The organism is Rhizobium sp. BK212, from assembly GCF_014197475.1.
Lineage (GTDB): Bacteria > Pseudomonadota > Alphaproteobacteria > Rhizobiales > Rhizobiaceae > Rhizobium > Rhizobium anhuiense.
Window position 1 is genome coordinate 273,161 of sequence record NZ_JACIFS010000003.1, and the last position, 14,510, is coordinate 287,670.

14 protein-coding genes are annotated in these 14,510 nt (G+C 61.9%); 8 read left to right on the forward strand and 6 right to left on the reverse strand.

The annotated features are described in order from the left end of the window. The first annotated feature begins 122 nt into the window (after positions 1 to 122). From FHT79_RS11295 to sufA, 7 genes are all read left to right on the forward strand, one after another. Positions 123 to 1,289 (forward strand): cysteine desulfurase family protein, encoded by a 1,167-nt coding sequence (locus tag FHT79_RS11295; RefSeq protein WP_097594395.1) that lies wholly within the window; start codon positions 123 to 125, stop codon positions 1,287 to 1,289. Positions 1,290 to 1,457: 168 nt separating this feature from the next. Then, complete coding sequence (gene sufB / locus FHT79_RS11300) at positions 1,458 to 2,927, forward strand: Fe-S cluster assembly protein SufB (RefSeq protein WP_047609963.1); 1,470 nt, start codon at positions 1,458 to 1,460, stop codon at positions 2,925 to 2,927. 189 nt (positions 2,928 to 3,116) lie between these two features. Then, entirely contained in the window at positions 3,117 to 3,872 is a 756-nt protein-coding gene (gene sufC / locus FHT79_RS11305) for a Fe-S cluster assembly ATPase SufC (protein ID WP_018445225.1), read from the forward strand. Positions 3,873 to 3,896: 24 nt separating this feature from the next. Further along, positions 3,897 to 5,171 carry a Fe-S cluster assembly protein SufD gene (gene sufD, locus FHT79_RS11310; RefSeq protein WP_028757742.1) on the forward strand — a complete coding sequence of 425 codons (1,275 nt, stop codon included), beginning with the start codon at positions 3,897 to 3,899 and terminating at the stop codon, positions 5,169 to 5,171. 12 nt (positions 5,172 to 5,183) lie between these two features. Continuing rightward, positions 5,184 to 6,425, forward strand: a complete 1,242-nt coding sequence (locus FHT79_RS11315; protein WP_097594396.1) for a cysteine desulfurase — start codon at positions 5,184 to 5,186, stop codon at positions 6,423 to 6,425. Between the two features lie 12 nt (positions 6,426 to 6,437). Further along, on the forward strand, positions 6,438 to 6,818 hold the full coding sequence (locus tag FHT79_RS11320) for an SUF system Fe-S cluster assembly protein (RefSeq protein ID WP_016554095.1): 381 nt from the start codon (positions 6,438 to 6,440) through the stop codon (positions 6,816 to 6,818). A gap of 96 nt (positions 6,819 to 6,914) precedes the next feature. Further along, positions 6,915 to 7,307, forward strand: a complete 393-nt coding sequence (gene sufA, locus FHT79_RS11325) for a Fe-S cluster assembly scaffold SufA (RefSeq protein WP_097594397.1) — start codon at positions 6,915 to 6,917, stop codon at positions 7,305 to 7,307. A gap of 56 nt (positions 7,308 to 7,363) precedes the next feature. Here sufA and FHT79_RS11330 read toward each other — a convergent pair whose 3' ends face one another. The 3 genes from FHT79_RS11330 to FHT79_RS11340 form a co-directional block, all read right to left on the reverse strand. After that, complete coding sequence (locus FHT79_RS11330; RefSeq protein WP_028757740.1) at positions 7,364 to 7,669, reverse strand: flagellar basal body protein; 306 nt, start codon at positions 7,667 to 7,669, stop codon at positions 7,364 to 7,366. Between the two features lie 167 nt (positions 7,670 to 7,836). Next, complete coding sequence (locus FHT79_RS11335) at positions 7,837 to 8,883, reverse strand: GH25 family lysozyme (RefSeq protein ID WP_168333004.1); 1,047 nt, start codon at positions 8,881 to 8,883, stop codon at positions 7,837 to 7,839. Positions 8,884 to 9,059: 176 nt separating this feature from the next. Further along, positions 9,060 to 9,683: a TetR/AcrR family transcriptional regulator gene (locus tag FHT79_RS11340; RefSeq protein WP_097594399.1), complete on the reverse strand. Its 624-nt coding sequence runs from the start codon at positions 9,681 to 9,683 to the stop codon at positions 9,060 to 9,062. A 95-nt stretch (positions 9,684 to 9,778) separates the two neighbouring features. Between FHT79_RS11340 and FHT79_RS11345 the strand changes: the two genes are divergently transcribed. Next, positions 9,779 to 10,747, forward strand: coding sequence for an SDR family NAD(P)-dependent oxidoreductase (locus FHT79_RS11345; protein ID WP_097594436.1), 969 nt, complete (start codon positions 9,779 to 9,781; stop codon positions 10,745 to 10,747). A gap of 143 nt (positions 10,748 to 10,890) precedes the next feature. On the opposite strand, the gene FHT79_RS11350 is transcribed toward FHT79_RS11345, so the two are convergent. From FHT79_RS11350 to gcvH, 3 genes are all read right to left on the reverse strand, one after another. After that, on the reverse strand, positions 10,891 to 11,136 hold the full coding sequence (locus FHT79_RS11350) for a DUF982 domain-containing protein (RefSeq protein WP_047609943.1): 246 nt from the start codon (positions 11,134 to 11,136) through the stop codon (positions 10,891 to 10,893). Between the two features lie 131 nt (positions 11,137 to 11,267). After that, positions 11,268 to 14,132: an aminomethyl-transferring glycine dehydrogenase gene (gene gcvP, locus FHT79_RS11355; protein ID WP_063475244.1), complete on the reverse strand. Its 2,865-nt coding sequence runs from the start codon at positions 14,130 to 14,132 to the stop codon at positions 11,268 to 11,270. Then, positions 14,132 to 14,494, reverse strand: coding sequence for a glycine cleavage system protein GcvH (gene gcvH / locus FHT79_RS11360; RefSeq protein ID WP_047609939.1), 363 nt, complete (start codon positions 14,492 to 14,494; stop codon positions 14,132 to 14,134). Before gcvH ends, gcvP begins: the two co-directional genes overlap by 1 nt. Positions 14,495 to 14,510 lie beyond the last annotated feature (16 nt).

Here is a 14,510-nt window from a genome sequence, read left to right on the forward strand (position 1 = left end):
TTCGAAACTTGCATGGCGATCCACGCATCGTGGAATGTGTCATAAGGCAAGCCCGGCGGAAATTTCAAGAAAAATGAACCGCGGCCGCTGAAGCAAGCTCGTCAAGCGCAGGACTGAAGATCATGGCGCCGCCACGCCTTTATCTCGACTGGAATGCCACAGCGCCGCTGCACCCCGCAGCACGCGAGGCGATCATGCGCGCCATCGACATTTTCGGCAATCCAAATTCCGTGCACGGCGAAGGCCGCGCCGCCCGCGCTGCAATCGAGGGCGCACGGCGCAAAGTGGCGGCACTTGCCGGCACCGATGCCGGAAATGTGGTTTTTACCAGCGGCGCGACCGAGGCCGCCAATCTGGTGCTGACACCGGATTTCCGCATGGGCCGCACGCCGCTGCGGCTCGGCCGGCTTTATTTTTCGGCGATCGAGCACCCGGCGGTGCGCGAAGGCGGCCGCTTCGCCAGGGAGGCGATGACGGAGATCCCGGTGACGGAAGCCGGCATCGTCGATCTCGATGCGCTCGGCACCCTGCTCGATGCTCATGACAAGGCTGCCGGCCTGCCGATGGTCGCCATCATGCTCGTCAACAACGAGACGGGCATCGTCCAGCCTGTGGAGGCAGCGGCAAAGATCGTGCATGCCCATGGTGGGCTCTTGGTCGTCGACGCCGTTCAAGCCGCCGGTCGCCTCGCGCTCGACATCAATCGGATCGGCGCCGATTTCATGATCGTCTCCTCGCATAAGATCGGGGGACCGAAGGGTGCCGGCGCGCTCATTGCGCGCGGTGAGGCGCTGATGCCGCGGCCGCTGATCCAGGGCGGCGGGCAGGAGCGGGGTCACCGCTCGGGGACACAGAATTCACTGGCGCTGATCGGCTTCGGCGCGGCGGCGGAAGCTGCGGCCGAGGAGCTCGATGGGCGCAATGCGGCGATCGGCGCGTTGCGAGAGCGGCTGGAAGCCGGCATGCGTCGGGCGGCAGCCGATGTAATGATCCACGGCGAGGGCGGCGAACGTGTCGCCAACACGATCTTCTTCACCCTGCCGGGGCTGAAGGCCGAGACCGGGCAGATCGCCTTCGATCTCGAAGGCGTTGCCCTTTCCGCAGGCTCGGCCTGCTCATCCGGTCGGCTTGGCGAAAGCCATGTGCTGACGGCGATGGGACGTGACGCCAAGCTCGGGGCATTGCGCATCTCGCTCGGCTTTTCGACAACGGAAGACGATGTCGACAGGGCGATTGCGGCTTTCGCGAAGATTGCCTGCCGGCGAAGGTCGGCGGGTGAGGCGGCATAAGCCGCATCATAAACTTGCGGAAACGCAAATTTCCGCTTGCCAATCGGGCTGAAAAGTCCCTTTTGGCCTCTTACATCAGGGTAAGGCATTTGCCCGACATCAGGGCAGGACAATTGCCCGAACGCTACAAGCTGCCGGACCTTGTATCCGGCGAGATTGGAGAATGAAATGGCTGCGGTGCAGGAAACAATCGACCAGGTCCGCCTGATCGATGTGGACCAGTACAAATACGGTTTCGAGACCGTCATCGAGATGGACAAAGCGCCGAAAGGCCTGTCCGAGGACATCATTCGCTTCATTTCGGCCAAGAAGCAGGAGCCGGAGTGGATGCTGGAATGGCGCCTTGAAGCCTATCGGCGCTGGCTGACGCTGGAAGAGCCGACCTGGGCGCGCGTCAATTATCCGAAGATCGATTTCAACGACATCTATTACTACGCCGCGCCGAAGAGCACGCCGGGTCCGAAGTCGCTCGACGAGGTCGATCCGGAGCTGTTGAAGGTCTACGAGAAGCTCGGCATTCCGCTGCGCGAGCAGGAGATCCTTGCCGGTGTCGAGAAGCCGAAGATCGCCGTCGATGCCGTTTTCGACAGCGTTTCGGTCGTCACCACCTTCAAGGCAGAGCTGAAGAAGGCCGGCGTGATTTTCATGTCGATCTCCGAAGCCATCCGCGAGCATCCGGAACTGGTGCAGAAATATCTCGGCTCCGTGGTGCCGACGAGCGATAACTATTATGCGACGCTGAATTCGGCTGTTTTCACCGACGGCTCCTTCGTGTTCATTCCGAAGGGCGTTCGCTGCCCGATGGAGCTTTCCACCTATTTCCGCATCAACGAGAAGGGCACCGGCCAGTTCGAGCGCACCCTGATCATCGCGGAAGAAGGCGCCTACGTCTCCTATCTCGAAGGCTGCACGGCGCCGCAGCGCGACGAAAACCAGCTGCATGCCGCAGTGGTCGAGCTGGTTGCGCTCGACGATGCCGAGATCAAGTATTCCACCGTCCAGAACTGGTATCCCGGTGACAAGGAAGGCAAGGGCGGCATCTACAACTTCGTCACCAAGCGCGGCGATTGCCGTGGCGACCGCTCGAAGATTTCATGGACGCAGGTCGAAACCGGCTCGGCGATCACCTGGAAATATCCGTCCTGCATCCTGCGCGGCGACGACAGCCGCGGAGAATTTTACTCGATCGCCGTGTCCAACGGCCATCAGCAGATCGACAGCGGCACCAAGATGATCCATCTCGGCAAGAACACGTCGAGCCGCATCGTCTCCAAGGGCATCGCCGCCGGCGTGTCCAACAACACCTATCGCGGCCAGGTCTCGGCTCACCGCAAGGCGTCGAACGCACGCAACTTCACCCAGTGCGATTCGCTGCTGATCGGCGACAAGTGCGGCGCTCATACCGTGCCCTACATCGAGGCGAAGAATTCGACGGCGCAGTTCGAACATGAAGCCACGACGTCGAAGATCTCCGAGGACCAGCTGTTCTACTGCCTGCAGCGCGGTATTCCGACAGAAGCGGCGATCGCACTGATCGTCAACGGCTTCGTCAAGGAAGTCCTGCAGGAACTGCCGATGGAATTCGCCGTCGAGGCGCAGAAGCTGATCAGCATCTCGCTCGAGGGCTCGGTGGGCTAAACAGGTCTCCGTCATCCTCGGGCTTGTCCCGAGGATCTGCGCACCTATGCGGAAGGTCGCGCCGGAACATTAGGACGATTACAATTTAAAGCTTAGATCCTCGGGACAAGCCCTAGGATGACGATTGAGGCCGATGAGAACGGTCAATTGGGCGGCACTTGAACCCGCTTTATGGACAGGAAAAACGAAATGCTTGAAATCAGAAACCTCCATGCCCGTATCGCCGAAGACGGCACCGAGATCATCCGTGGCCTGAACCTGACGGTGAAGGCCGGCGAAGTTGCCGCGATCATGGGGCCGAACGGCTCCGGCAAATCGACACTCTCCTATGTGCTGTCCGGCCGCAGCGACTACGAAGTGACTGAGGGCGACATTCTTTATAATGGCGAGAGCATCCTCGAGCTCGATCCGGCCGAGCGCGCCGCCAAGGGCATCTTCCTTGCCTTTCAGTATCCGGTCGAAATCCCCGGTGTCGCCACCATGCAGTTCTTGAAGGTGGCGATGAACGAGCAGCGCAAGGCGCGCGGCGAGGACGAGCTTACGACGCCGGATTTCATGCGCCGCGTCAAGGATGCCGCCGGCAAGCTGCAGATCAATACCGAGATGCTGAAGCGGCCGCTGAATGTCGGCTTTTCCGGCGGCGAGAAGAAGCGCGCCGAGATCCTGCAGATGGCGCTGCTCGAACCGAAGCTCTGCGTGCTCGACGAAACCGATTCCGGCCTCGATATCGACGCGCTGAAGATCGTCGCCGACGGCGTCAACGCGCTGCGTTCGCCGGATCGCGCCGTCGTGGTCATCACCCATTACCAGCGCCTGCTCGACTATATCGTGCCCGATACCGTCCACGTGCTCTATAAGGGCCAGGTGATCAAGTCGGGCGACAAGACGCTGGCGCATGAGCTGGAAGCCAATGGCTATGCCGACATCATCGGCACGGCGGCCTGAGTTCGGGTGGAAAGGACGACGTCCATGAACATGCAGACGACGAGCCGCCTGACAGCGGCCGAAGCGGCACTGATCGAGGCCTTCAACCAGCAGATCGGTGAGCTGCCCGGCAATGGCGCGGTGACGGCGCTGCGCGACCGGCTTCTCGACGACCTGAAGAAGGCCGGCCTGCCGACGCGCCGCATCGAGGCCTGGCATTATACCGACCTCAAGAATCTTCTGCGCACCGTTCCGCCACAGGCAGGTGATGCGGGCTCCGAAGCTTTGGAGCCGCTCGTTGCCGATGCCACGGTGCTGGCGGTGATCCAGGGCCATTCCAACCAGAAGGCTGCCGCCGACGGTCTTGGCATTTCGACCTATTCCGGCCATCTGCTCGATGGCTCCGCCGCAGGCGGGCTCGATGCGCTCGGCAACGACGACGCCGTCGGCCGCATCAATGGCAGCTTCGTGCGCGACGGCTATGTCGTCGACGTGCCTGCCGGCACCGAGCTTGAAGCTCCGCTCGAAATCCAGTTCATCCATGCCGGCGGGCAAGCGCATACGCGCCTTCCCGTGGCCTTCGGCGCCGGCGTCAAGGCGACCGTCATCGAGCGTCACCTTGCGGCGACAAATGATGCGGCGCTGGTCTCCCATGTCAGCGACATTACGGTCGGCGAGGGAACGGAGCTGACCTGGATCATCCTGCAGCAGCAGGGAGCCGACGATACGCATCTTGGGCAGATCCGCATCGATCTCGGCGCTGACGCCAAGCTTCGGCTGTTCGTCATCAATGCCGGCGGCAAGCTGGTGCGCCAGGAACTGCATATCAAGGTGACGGGCGAGGGCGCCGATCTGACGCTGCGCGGCATCAACCTGCTGGGCGCTGACAGCCATACCGACGTGACGATGGTGCTCGGCCACGATGTGCCGAACACCGGTTCGACCGAGGTGATCCGCAACGTCGTCTTCGACCGCGCCAAGGGCGTGTTCCAGGGCATGATCCGGGTGGCGCCCGATGCGCAGAAGACCGATGCCAAGATGGCCTGCAACACGCTGCTGATGTCCGACGATGCCGAATTCTCGGTCAAGCCCGAGCTTGAGATCTTTGCCGACGACGTGCAGTGCGGCCATGGCGCGACGGTGACCGATATCGACGCCAATCACCTCTATTACCTGATGGCGCGTGGTATTCCGGAGAAGATGGCGCGGGCGATGCTGGTCAACGCCTTCGTCGCCGAAATCGTCGAGGAACTGGAAGACGAGGCCCTGGTCGAGGCGCTGGAAAGCGTGATTTCGGCCTGGCTCGAAAAGCACGCCTGATCGGATATATTGATGGACAAGATAGTGCCGGCCACTGAGTACGACGTCGAAGCCATCCGCCGGGATTTTCCGATCCTGGCGGAGAAGGTGCACGGCAAGCCGCTGGTCTATCTCGATAACGGCGCGTCGGCACAGAAGCCGCAGGTGGTGATCGACGCCATCTCGCATGCCTATTCGCATGAATATGCCAATGTGCATCGCGGCCTGCACTATCTCTCGAATGCCGCGACGGACGCCTATGAGGCCGCGCGCGAAAAAGTCCGCCGCTTCCTCAATGCGCCTTCGGTTGATGACATCGTCTTCACCAAGAATTCGACGGAAGCGATCAACACCGTCGCCTATGGCTGGGGCATGCCCAAGATTGGCGAAGGCGACGAGATCGTCCTCACGATCATGGAGCACCATTCCAACATCGTGCCCTGGCACTTCATCCGCGAGCGGCAGGGCGCCAAACTCGTCTGGGTGCCCGTCGACGACGAGGGCGCCTTCCATATCGAGGATTTCGAAAAGAGCCTGACGGAGCGCACCAAGCTCGTCGCCATCACCCACATGTCGAATGCGCTCGGCACGATCGTTCCCGTCAAGGAAGTCTGCCGGATCGCGCATGAGCGCGGCATCCCGGTGCTGATCGATGGCAGCCAGGGCGCCGTGCATCTGCCGGTCGACGTGCAGGATATCGATTGCGACTGGTACGTCATGACCGGCCACAAGCTCTACGGCCCATCCGGCATCGGCGTGCTTTACGGCAAGAAGGAACGGCTGCAGGAGATGCGTCCGTTCCAGGGTGGCGGCGAGATGATCTTTGAAGTCGCCGAGGACGTCGTCACCTATAATGACCCGCCGCATCGCTTCGAGGCCGGCACACCGCCGATCGTGCAGGCGATCGGGCTCGGTTACGCGCTCGACTATATGGAGAAGATCGGCCGCGAGGCTATCGCCCGGCATGAGGCCGATCTTGCGGCCTATGCTGTCGAGCGGCTGAAATCGGTCAATTCGCTGCGGGTCTTCGGGACGGCGCCCGATAAGGGGAGTATCTTTTCTTTCGAGCTTGCCGGAATCCATGCCCATGACGTCTCGATGGTGATCGACCGGCAGGGTGTTGCGGTCAGGGCCGGCACTCATTGCGCCATGCCGCTCTTGAAACGCTTCGGCGTTACATCCACATGCCGTGCATCTTTCGGCATGTATAATACCCGTGCCGAGGTCGATACCCTGGCCGATGCGCTGGAATATGCGCGCAAGTTCTTTGCTTGAGGAGTGTCCGTGATGAGCCTGGACGAAAGCGAACAGAAGATCGACGTGCGCGAAGGCATCGTGCATTCCAGCATTCCGGCCGATGAACTGGCGCGGCTGAGTGACGACGTCATCAGCGCCCTGAAGACCGTCTACGATCCCGAAATTCCGGCCGACATCTTCGAACTCGGTCTGATCTACAAGATCGATATCGAAGACGACCGGATGGTGAAGATCATGATGACGCTGACAGCGCCCGGCTGCCCGGTGGCCGGCGAGATGCCAGGCTGGGTCGAGAACGCCGTCGGCGCCGTCGAGGGCGTATCGGGCGTCGAGGTCGAAATGACCTTCGATCCGCCGTGGACGCCGGACCGCATGTCCGAAGAGGCGCAGGTCGCCGTCGGCTGGTACTGATACGGTGCCGTGGTATTGATCCGTTTACCTCGGACGACTACATTTGAGTCACGATGCGCCGGATCTTGACCCCGGTTGCGGAAGGAGAATAAGCCGATGGGCTTTGCAATCATGAGCATGACGGACGGGGCTGCGGCCCGTGTCAAGTCGATCGTCGAGAACTCGGGACCGGCCGCCAAAGGCATTCGCGTCGGCATCAAGAAGGGCGGCTGCGCCGGGATGGAGTATACCATCGACCTGGTGACCGAGCCCAATGCCAAGGACGACCTGATCGAGCGCGATGGTGCAAAAGTCTGGGTCGAGCCGTCGGCGGCTCTTTATTTGCTCGGCACCGAAATGGGCTTCGAGACGACGACGCTGCGCTCGGGCTTCACCTTCACAAATCCGAACCAGACGTCGGCCTGCGGCTGCGGCGAATCCGTCGAGCTGAAGCCTGCCGATCTCGCGGCCCTTGCCGCCCAGCGCCAGGCCGAGCCGGCGCATTCCTGATGGCCTTCAGGCCGACGGAAAATTCTCCGCCAGCAACTCCATGAAATCGGGCGTGCTCAGTCGCGCTTGATGCTCATCAGCATTTCCCACATATCGGCGCCGGTCTCGAAGACCACGGCGTTTGCCTTGTAGCTCTGCTCGGCTTCAACAAGGCCGGTCAATTCGGTGGCGGGATCGACATCCGACGCCGTCGGGCTGACGACGGCCTGGACACCGCCTGCTTCAACGGAGGTGAGGCTGGTGTTCAGCCTGGCATAGTCCGGCGTGCTGCTGTTTGCGATGTTGTTGGCAATCGCGCCGACCCGCGTCGTCTGCGCCCGCATTCCCGAAAGAGCAGTGCTCGTCATGCCCGATATGCTCATCAGCCGTTTCCCCAGAACTGGATGAAATTCTTGTACACGCGAGGATTTAGAGAATGCTGAAGGCGTTGCGTTAGCAAAGACCTACAGTTGAGTGCGTCTTGCCATTCATCTGTTCCGGATTGGCACGGAACGATGTTGGAAAGGCGCGGAAATCATGGACAGCTTGGCTATCGCGACGCCACCCAGTCGTGCCAGTCGCTTTCATTGCCGTTGAAGACGTTCAGGTCGATCTTGCCGTCGACGCCATCGGAAAGGCCGGAGCCGGAATACTGCCAGAAGAGCCACTTGCGGCCCGGATAGACCTTGGAGGGGTGAGCGGCCACCGAGCGCAGCCAGAAGGGATAGTCGAGCATTTGGCCCTTCAGGTTATCCCGGTAGAAGTCCGGCGCGGTGTAGATGATTGGACGCTGGCCGTAATGGCGCTCCAGCTTGTCCATGAAGACCTGCATCTTTTCCCGGACACGTTCAGGCGAGATGCGCCTCTTGCAGCTCGATTCGCCGTTCCATTCGACGTCGATCACAGGCGGAAGAGCGTTGGCTTCCTTTGGTACGTTGCGGATGAACCAGTCGGCCTGCTCGCCGGCTGTCCGGCACCAATAGAAGAAGTGATAGGCGCCGTGTTTCAGCCCGGCTTCCTTGGCCCGGCGCCAGTTCTTCTTGAACATCGGATCGAGGTGATCGCCACCGTCTGTCGCCTTGATGTAGACGAAGTTCGCGCCTTGCCTGCGCAGCGTCTCCCAATCGATCTCGCCCTGCCAGCGCGACACGTCGACGCCGTGCACGGCAAGCTTTCTCGGCGAGGTGGAACCGAAGTTGATCGGCTTGGCATCGCGGAACCGGTGGCCGTAAATTTGGCCGCGTGAGGGCGGCCTCGCGCCGAGATCGGGCATCGCATTGCCCGCGGGATTGCTCGGCATCAGCATGGCGACCGGTTTTTCCGTCGGCATCGGCATGCCGACCGGCCTGTCTGCGGGGACGAGCGCCTGCGGCTCCGGAACCTGCCCCGTCCAGCTCAATGCCTCCTGCGGCGAGCTTGCCTGCGGAGCAGGATCGCCCACGGCTGCAGCCGGTATCGGGCCGCTCGGCTGGGTAATGGCATTGGTCGTTTCGCGCGACGGTACAGGGGTGAGCACATCTTCGGCCCCAGAACTTGCGGCGCATCCCGACAGAATCAGGGCGGCGAGGAGGATTGCTGGCACAGCCGATGGACGCATAAGAACCTGCACGCAAAACAAGGGATCGACGATGATCCATGTTGATGGAAGCCGCCTTTATGAATTGCTAACAGAGACTTGCTAAGAAAGGTTAAATTTGATCCTTGTGCATCAGAAGCATCCAGCCGCTCCCAACCTATGGGAGGGGCCTTTAACCACTGCGACTTGGCTCCCTCTCAGCGACTGGCTCTCATCCCCGCAATCAGAATATCGATGAGTTGTCTTGCTGCCTCCCGCCAGGCGGGGCCGCAGCTGATGCTTGCGCCGCCCGCCAGCGCGCGCAGGATATCGAGCGGGTCCATCGCCAGGCGGATTTCGCCGGTGGCGACTGCGCGATCCACCAGCAGATTGACGGCGCCTATGATCAAGTCGGCCGAATCGGCATAGAGCTCGGAGGTGCCGCCGACCAAAGAATCCAGCACCTCCGACATGCCGTGTTTCGTTACGACATAATCGACGAACTGCACCAGCCACAGACGAAGCGCTTCGACAGGCGGATGTGTCTCGGCAAGGCTTTTGGCGGCAGCGGCAAGCTGCGTCGTCTCGTTGCGGTAGATGGCGGCAACCAATGCATCGCGCGTCGGGAAATGGCGATAAAGTGTGCCGATGCCGACGCCGGCGATGCGCGCAATTTCTTCCAGGCTGGCGTTGGAACCCTTGTCGGCAAAGACGGTCTTTGCCGTTTCCATCAGCAGAAGACGGTTGCGTTCGGCATCCGCACGCGGCTTTCGGACGGTGGGTCCGTCACTTTTTTCAGCCATTTCCGAGAAGTCCCCTTGATAAACGGAGGCGCCCTCCATATTTATCTGGAGGCATCCTCCTTTTATTCCATTAGAGGCCGGCGGGCAATGGTCCACCAGCCCGGAGCGGTGCGTCCATGATCAAGGAGATAATCATGAGTGGACTTTTTGGCGCGACATCGACCACCGATGAGGTGCTCGCCGGCGTCGATCTCAACGGCAAGCGTGTTCTGGTGACGGGTGTTTCGGCCGGTCTCGGCGTGGAAACCGCACGTGTCCTGGCAGTCCATGGAGCGCAGGTGGTGGGTACGGCCCGTGACCTTGCAAAGGCAAGGGCGGCAACGGAAGTCGTGCGCGCCGGTGCAGCCAATGGCGGCAGTCTTGACATCGTCGAGCTCGATCTTGCTTCTCTGGCAAGCGTGCGGGCCTGCGCCGATGCGCTCATCGCGGATGGCCGCCCCTTCGATGTCGTCATTGCCAATGCCGGCGTGATGGCTGCTCCCTTCGGCCGCACCGCCGATGGTTTCGAAACGCAGTTCGGCACCAATCATCTCGGTCATTTTGTGCTGGTCAATCGCATCGCATCGCTCGTCAAATCGGGCGGCCGTGTGGTGATCGTCGCGTCCTCGGCCCATCGCATGGCTCCTTTCAGCCTCGACGACCTCAATTTCGAGAGCAAGACCTATGAGCCCTGGGCGGCCTATGCCCAGTCGAAAACCGCAAATATCCTGTTCGCGGTGGAGCTCGACCGGCGCCTCGAGAAGCGCGGTATCCGTGCGACGGCACTGCATCCCGGCGGCATCCAGACCGAGCTCGACCGTCATGTCGGCGCCGGCGCGATCGAAGGCATGATGGCTGAGATCAACGCAGCACTCGCCGCCGAGGGCAAACCGCCCTTCCAGCGGAAGACGATCCCGCAAGGTGCCGCGACCTCAGTCTGGGCAGGTTTCGTCGCTCCGGCAGACGCGGTCGGCGGCAGATATTGCGAAAATTGCCACGTCTCCGAAGTAACGGATGCGGAAATCAGCCCGATTTCCGAAGGCGTGCGCAGCTACGCGCTCGATCCCGCGACGGCCAAGGCATTGTGGGCCAAGAGCGAGGACATGGTCGGCGAGCGCTTCTAAGCGGCAAACCGCACATTTTGGCACTGACGGAGCGCAGGGGAACCGGGAACGGGTGCCCCTGCCGAGGTATTGAAGCTGGACCGGCTGCAAACCGGTCCACCTCTCTTACGTTGAGCCTACGCGGGGCGTCGTGTCTCCGCCGTTCAGGTCTTGATATCGAGGCCAGCTTCGACCGCGGCGGCGATGAATGCTTTGCGTGCATCCTCGCCGGTGCGCTTGCCCTTGATGACGTCGGCGCAGATCAGCAGCGCCTGGTCGAGTGCGGCACCGTCCTCGGTCGGCCAATCCTCGATCATTGCCCAGGAGGCGGCCTGGGTGGTATCGATGCTCGTGTATTTGCCGGACTCTTCGAGGGCGACGAGCACGGGTTTCGACCATGGCGCCTGCATTCTTGCTTCGCTTTGATCCTGGGGCATGGAATGACCTTCCTTCGCACATTTCTATCAGAATGAGGAAAGCCCCTCCCATGATGGAAGGGGCTTGGATTGCTCGGCTTTCGCTACGGCGTCAGGTGTGACCGTTATTCGGCCGCCTCTGCGTAGCTTTCCACCGGCGGGCAGGTGCAGATCAGGTTGCGGTCGCCATAGACGTTGTCGACGCGGTTGACCGGGGACCAATATTTGTCGACGCGGAAGGCGCCGGGCGGGAAGCAGGCCTGTTCCCGGCTGTAGGGACGGTCCCATTCGCCGACGAGGTCTTCGACCGTGTGCGGGGCGTTCTTCAGCGGGTTGTTGGTCTTGTCCATGCGGCCATCCTCGATGGCGCGGGCTTCCTCGCGGATCGCCAGCATCGCCTCGCAGAAACGGTCGAGCTCGGCCTTGGTCTCGCTTTCCGTCGGCTCGATCATCAGCGTGCCGGCGACCGGCCAGCTCATGGTCGGCGCGTGGAAGCCGCAGTCGATCAGGCGCTTGGCGACATCGTCGACGGTGACGCCTGAGCTATCGACCAGCGGGCGTGTGTCGATGATACATTCATGCGCGACCCGGCCGGTCTTCGACTTGTAGAGCACGTCATAGGCGCCCTTCAGCCGGGTGGCGATATAGTTGGCGTTGAGGATCGCCACCTTGGTCGCCTGGGTCAGGCCTTCACCGCCCATCATCAGGCAATAGCTCCAGGAGATCGGCAGGATCGAGGCGGAGCCGAAGGCGGCGGCCGAGACCGCACCCGAACGGCCGTCGGTTTCGGGATGGCCGGGCAGGTAGGGGGCCAGATGCGCCTTGACTCCGATCGGGCCCATGCCGGGTCCGCCGCCGCCATGCGGAATGCAGAAGGTCTTGTGCAGGTTGAGATGCGAAACGTCGGAGCCGATGTCACCGGGGCGGGACAGGCCGACCATGGCGTTCATGTTGGCGCCGTCGAGATAGACCTGGCCGCCATGCTCATGCACCAGATCGCAGATTTCCCTGACGGTTTCCTCGAAGACGCCGTGCGTCGAGGGATAGGTGATCATGCAGCAGGAGAGATTTGCCGCATGCTGCTCAGCCTTGGCGCGGAAATCGTCGAGATCGATATCGCCATTCTCGCGGACCTTGACGACGACAACCTTCATGCCGACCATCTGGGCCGAGGCCGGGTTGGTGCCATGCGCCGAGGTCGGGATCAAGCAGACGTCACGATGGCCGTCGCCATTGGCGATATGATAGTTGCGGATCGTCAGCAGGCCGGCATATTCGCCCTGCGCGCCGGAATTCGGCTGCATCGAGAAGGCGTCGTAGCCGGTGACGGCGCAGAGCTTTTCGATCAGGTCGTCGATCATCTCGCGGTAACCGAGCGCCTGGTCGGCCGGCACAAAAGGATGGATATCGGAAAATTCCGGCCAGGTGATCGGCAGCATTTCCGCCGTCGCATTGAGCTTCATCGTGCAGGAGCCGAGCGGGATCATCGAGCGGTCGAGCGCCAGATCCCGGTCGGAGAGCCGGCGGATGTAACGCGTCATCTCGCTTTCGGCGCGGTTCATGTGGAAGATCGGATGGGTGAGGTAGTCGCTGGTCCGAAGCAGGCCCTTCGGCAGGCGATAGGAAGGCTCGAAATCGGCAATGGTGAAATTGCCGCCGAAGGCGCGCCACACGGCTTCCAGCGTCGCAGGGCGGGTGCGCTCGTCGAGGCTCATGCCGATCCGGGTTTCGCCGACCTTGCGCAGATTGACGCCTTCGGCAACGGCGGCGCGCAGGATCAGGCCCTGCATGTGGCCGACATCGACGGTGATCGTGTCGAAGAAGGTGTCGGGTTCCACCTTATAGCCGAGCTTTTCCAGGCCCTTGGCCATCAGCACGGCTTTCTGGTGCACCTGCTGGGCGATCGCCTTGATGCCCTTCGGGCCGTGGAAGACGGCATACATCGAGGCCATGACGGCGAGCAGCACCTGGGCGGTGCAGATATTCGACGTTGCCTTCTCGCGGCGGATATGCTGCTCGCGGGTCTGCAGCGACAGGCGATAGGCACGGTTGCCACGGGCATCGACGGAAACGCCGACGAGACGGCCGGGCATGGAGCGCTTGATGGCATCCTTGACCGACATATAGGCCGCATGCGGGCCGCCATAGCCGACCGGGACGCCGAAGCGCTGCGAGGAACCGATGGCGATATCGGCGCCCATTTCGCCGGGCGATTTCAGCAGCGTCAGCGCCAGGATATCGGCGGCGACGATAGCGATGGCGCCGGTCTGGTGCAGGCGCGCGATCAGGCCGGTAAAATCATGCACGTGACCATGCGTGCCCGGATACTGGAAGATCGCCCCGAAGACATCGACGGGGTCGAGATCGGTGAAGGGATTGCCGACGATGACGCTCCAGCCGAGTGGCTCGGCGCGGGTGCGGATGAGGGCGATGGTCTGCGGATGGCAGTCTGCATCGACGAAGAAGGCTTTTGCCTTCGACTTGGCGACGCGCTCGGCGATCGCCATGCCTTCGGCGGCGGCGGTCGCCTCGTCGAGCAGCGAGGCGTTGGCGACGTCGAGGCCGGTCAAGTCGCAGATCATCGTCTGGTAGTTGAGCAGCGCTTCCAGGCGGCCCTGGCTGATCTCCGGCTGGTAAGGCGTATAGGCCGTATACCAGGCCGGGTTCTCCAGGATGTTGCGCTGGATGACAGGCGGCGTGATCGTACCGTAGTAACCCTGGCCGATCAGCGAGACCAGCACCTTGTTCTTGTTGGCGGTCTCGCGCAGCTTGTCGAGCGCCTCACGCTCCGTCATCGGCGCGCCCCAGACGAGCGGCGCCTTCTGGCGGATCGAGGGCGGCAGTGTCGCGTCGATCAGGCCGTCGAGGCTGTTATAGCCGATCACCTTCAGCATGTCGGTCATCTCAGCCGGCGAGGGGCCGATATGGCGGCGATTGGCGAAATCGTAGGGCTGATAGTCGGTAAACTGGAATTCCGTCGGCGTCGTCATTACGCAGTGAGCTCCTTGTAGGCCGCCTCATCGAGCAGGCCATCGGCGTCCGCAGGATTTGCAAGCTTCAGCTTGAAGAACCAGCCGGCGCCCTGAGGATCGGAATTGACCAATGACGGATCGGCAACGATGGCCGGATTGACCTCGGTGATCTCGCCATCAAGCGGACAATAGACGTCGGAAGCAGCCTTGACGGATTCAACGGTCGCGGCATTGCCGTTCTTGGAGAAGGTCGCGCCGACTTCCGGCAGTTCGACGAAAACCAGGTCGCCGAGCTGATCGACGGCATAGTTGGTGATGCCGACCGTCGCAACGCCGCCTTCGATCTTCAGCCATTCGTGTTCTTCGGTAAATTTCAGCATTGTTCGTCCTCTCTGG

Excerpts from the sequence above, each read along its gene's own strand:
- FHT79_RS11295 (WP_097594395.1), top strand. The coding sequence starts at position 123 with ATGGCGCCGCCACGCCTTTATCTCGACTGGAATGCCACAGCGCCGCTG.
- sufB (WP_047609963.1), top strand. The coding sequence starts at position 1,458 with ATGGCTGCGGTGCAGGAAACAATCGACCAGGTCCGCCTGATCGATGTG.
- sufC (WP_018445225.1), top strand. The coding sequence starts at position 3,117 with ATGCTTGAAATCAGAAACCTCCATGCCCGTATCGCCGAAGACGGCACC.
- sufD (WP_028757742.1), top strand. The coding sequence starts at position 3,897 with ATGAACATGCAGACGACGAGCCGCCTGACAGCGGCCGAAGCGGCACTG.
- FHT79_RS11315 (WP_097594396.1), top strand. The coding sequence starts at position 5,184 with ATGGACAAGATAGTGCCGGCCACTGAGTACGACGTCGAAGCCATCCGC.
- FHT79_RS11320 (WP_016554095.1), top strand. The coding sequence starts at position 6,438 with ATGAGCCTGGACGAAAGCGAACAGAAGATCGACGTGCGCGAAGGCATC.
- sufA (WP_097594397.1), top strand. The coding sequence starts at position 6,915 with ATGGGCTTTGCAATCATGAGCATGACGGACGGGGCTGCGGCCCGTGTC.
- FHT79_RS11330 (WP_028757740.1), bottom strand. The coding sequence starts at position 7,669 with ATGAGCATATCGGGCATGACGAGCACTGCTCTTTCGGGAATGCGGGCG.
- FHT79_RS11335 (WP_168333004.1), bottom strand. The coding sequence starts at position 8,883 with ATGCGTCCATCGGCTGTGCCAGCAATCCTCCTCGCCGCCCTGATTCTG.
- FHT79_RS11340 (WP_097594399.1), bottom strand. The coding sequence starts at position 9,683 with ATGGAGGGCGCCTCCGTTTATCAAGGGGACTTCTCGGAAATGGCTGAA.
- FHT79_RS11345 (WP_097594436.1), top strand. The coding sequence starts at position 9,779 with ATGAGTGGACTTTTTGGCGCGACATCGACCACCGATGAGGTGCTCGCC.
- FHT79_RS11350 (WP_047609943.1), bottom strand. The coding sequence starts at position 11,136 with ATGCAGGCGCCATGGTCGAAACCCGTGCTCGTCGCCCTCGAAGAGTCC.
- gcvP (WP_063475244.1), bottom strand. The coding sequence starts at position 14,132 with ATGACGACGCCGACGGAATTCCAGTTTACCGACTATCAGCCCTACGAT.
- gcvH (WP_047609939.1), bottom strand. The coding sequence starts at position 14,494 with ATGCTGAAATTTACCGAAGAACACGAATGGCTGAAGATCGAAGGCGGC.